The sequence below is a fragment of the Vibrio sp. V31_P5A7T61 genome, from assembly GCF_009904895.1.
In the GTDB taxonomy this organism is placed as follows: Bacteria; Pseudomonadota; Gammaproteobacteria; order Enterobacterales; family Vibrionaceae; genus Vibrio; species Vibrio metschnikovii.
In genome coordinates this window covers 1-3,373 of sequence record NZ_WXWI01000049.1, presented here as the reverse complement: position 1 = coordinate 3,373, position 3,373 = coordinate 1, and the positions used below count along the sequence as shown (strand labels likewise).

Sequence of the window (3,373 nt, the reverse complement as noted above, 5' to 3'; positions counted from 1 at the left end):
TGTTTATTAAATAAATACATTATTTGCATGTAGTAGATAACCTCAATAGATCTATATTACTATTTATTTTATCAGAAATATCGTAGTCAAATGTGCATTTCTGATCTTCTGACTCTCCCCAACGAATATATAGCGAGCCAACAGGTTTAGAAACTCGAATAAAGGCAAGTCCACTTTGTGAAACCATACCGATATTAATATTGTCATCATCCTTAATTTCAGAACCTAGTGGTGGCAATGTTACTCCAGATATCTGGATTAGCAATGCTTTGCCTAAACGGGTACTAACATCATAGCTTAAAATTGCTCCCGCTGTTGGAATTAATCTAAACTGTGTTTCTGAAAGCTCAACATCTTTATTATTAATTGTTGAAGGATCCAGAGATATTTGGTTGATACTGTAAGGCGATAAATTACTAATAATACCATAACCGTTACCTGAAATTGCTGCACCTCGTGTGTTACGAATCGCGACACCTTTAGCATCTTTCGCCTTTACTATTGCAAATGAATCTCCCAAACTTTGGCTTAAGTTAACGCCACCAGAATGTATAACTGCTCCACCACGAATATTTGCTCCCCACTGTTTATAACTTTCACTTTGGCTATAGGTAGTTCCAAAAGAAGCTTTTTCTGCTAACTGATTTAGGCTTACTGAATAAGTCGAATTATCATCATCTAAAGAGTAATTCAATCCATACGTTGTATTTTCCAAATCACCAAGTTGACCAGATAAACCAGCCTGATAACTTGTCATATTGTCATTGCGTGTTACACCTAATGACATTAATGCTGGATAATTACTTTCTCCTAAAGGAATTGAAATTCCAAGGCTTACAACATCATCAGAACCAGATCTATCCTGTTGATAAATCTTAGAATAATTAAGATTCAGTGTCGCTTTCCCTATACGAGATGAGTACCCTAGTTGAGCTTGAGTAACTGCATCTTTCTCACCACGATAACTGGTGTGAGAGCCAGAAAAATAAAGTTGCCCCATATTTGCTAAAGACTGGTTGACATTTAAACTCAGTAGAGATCGTTCTGACTGACTAAAAACGATTGATGTATTAGTATCATTCTGTGAATTTGCAGCCACTACATCACTTAATGTTCGATAACCCGATGTAGAATATCGATATCCAGCTAAAGTTAAGGTCGTACCTGTGTCAAAACCGATAGAATAATCAGCTCCTGCGCGCCAACCTCTATATGTATTTCCATATATATCAGCATGAGAATATATTGAACGCAAACCTAATGCACCAATTGGGGTACCTAAAACAGCCCCTAGTGCAGATGAAAAATAATTTTCTGACACTCGCATCCCGAAATTTGTAGTTAAACTATTACTAATACCTCTCTCATAGACACCTTGTATAAAGTAGGGCTCATCTGATATTTCTGTCAAACGTAGCTGGCCGACTGAAACACTATAGTTAAACTGTCCGGGGCGGATAGATCCAGATACTGCGTTAAAAGGAACAGTAAAATTCGCGACTCTACCACTGGCTTCTTCTATAGAAACATCTAAATCGCCTTGGTAATAAGTAGAATAAAGGTCTCGAATCTCAAATGGCCCCGGTGATACCGTTGTCTGGTATATTTGTCTTCCTTGCTGAGATACGGTGACTGTTGCCACAGAGTTTGCGACGCCAGTGATCACTGGTGCAAAACCTCGTTGAGAAAGAGGCCTCATTCTAATATCTGATTTTAATTCAGCACCAGTAAAACCTACGCTATCAAAAACAGTATCTGAAGTAAAAGTTTGCCCTAAAGTAAGTTCACTTTTCCAGGAAGGTAATGCTGTTTGTGCATAAGTACGTATATGGTTAAAGTCACTTTGTGTTCTTAATCCTGAGTCTGTATGGCTGTAGCTCAGTTGACTGCGAAAGCGCCAATTACCAACGTTTCCACCAATCCGCATACCAGTAAACAAACTACTATTCTCGCTATTACTTAAACCAGATGTTTGTTTGGAATGAAAATAGTTTCCATCATAGTTGATAAATAATGCAGATTCTCCAAAATCCCATTGCTCAGGGTTAATATAACCTCGAGGTAAAGAGACCATATAAGCTTGTGGAACAAATAAAGAAAGTCTTAAATTTGAACGATTGAGATCAAAAGTTAAGTCCTGAACAGTTGCACAGTCTTCATCATCTATTGTTAATATATATGCATCGTTTACACCTAACCCTTTCCAGTAACTAACTGAAAAACAAGGTATAACCTCATTCCTTTTATTGACCATGCTTACCAATTCACGTCGGTGAAATTGATTATTTATATAAACATCTACACTATACTGTCCTTCTTGTGCTAATGATTCATTTAATAAATTATCAATGATATTGCTTAGATTATTATCATCATTAGAACCTAACAATAATGAGCTATCAAATGAAAAACTTCTCTCTGTAGCATAAACTTCCATAGAGAAAAACAAAAAAAACAAAAGTGTTAATTTAATTTTATTTATATCAGGAAACATCGGTACTAATTCCCAGTCAAAATATTTATTTTCGCCGTAGTTGGAACATGTGCTCCATAGTCATTAACATATGCAAAATTTAATATTGCGTCATCTTCTTTAGGTGACTCTTTTTTTGCGATAGTTTCTTTACGTAAAATATTATCTAATGTTAAATCACTATATGGATCAATCATTGTTGGTCCAAAATTATATCGGAAAGAACCTTTATCAATATTTAAGTTTGACAGGTTAATGTAATAACCAGAGTCATTTTTTAGTATTAATTTACTTGGTTCACCATATTTATTATAAGCTAAACTTGCTGACATTTTTGCAATGGATTGCCCTGGAGAACCTTGAATTGAAGATGGACGGTAAAATATCTTTACACGATTACGCAATACAATCAGTAATTGATTTTGATCCTGTGTTTCTTCCATTTTTGGAGGAATGACGAGAAAATTCAAATAAAAAACACTTTCTCTATCCTGAGGCAAGCTCTCACCGGTATAAATCATTCTGACAGACTGCCCACTATCTGGATTCACCTTAAAAATCGGTGGCAACAGAACAAATGGACCATCAGCAGACTCGGGCGTCGATTGAGCATCCCCTGTATCTGTCCATAGCTGAACAATGTTCGGAAAAGTATCCGTATTCATGAACTGTATGGTATGCTCTGTACTGCTCGCCGGATAGATAACACGTGTATTGGTTAGTACTACAGAAGCTAGAGAAGATGACATAAACAAAAAATAACCAATTGATACTAATAGAGTATTTCGAACATTAAATATTAAAAATCTCATTTTTCTTCCTCTATCTACTGCAAATCTGTGATTAACATCTAAAAATAGATAATGATCAGTACTATTGTTTTTTTGATCTATAATAAGT

At 35.6% G+C, this 3,373-nt stretch carries 2 protein-coding genes; both read right to left on the bottom strand.

Annotated elements, in window-relative coordinates; genetic code table 11:
- Positions 1–19 precede the first annotated feature (19 nt).
- Complete coding sequence (locus tag CAG58_RS10810) at positions 20–2,494, bottom strand: fimbria/pilus outer membrane usher protein (protein WP_161429683.1); 2,475 nt, start codon at positions 2,492–2,494, stop codon at positions 20–22.
- A gap of 5 nt (positions 2,495–2,499) precedes the next feature.
- On the bottom strand, positions 2,500–3,373 hold an 874-nt coding region (locus CAG58_RS10805; RefSeq protein ID WP_237666007.1), incomplete at its 5' end, for a fimbrial biogenesis chaperone.

Coding starts and splice junctions, on each gene's coding strand:
- CAG58_RS10810 (WP_161429683.1), bottom strand. CDS start 2,494: ATGTTTCCTGATATAAATAAAATTAAATTAACACTTTTGTTTTTTTTG.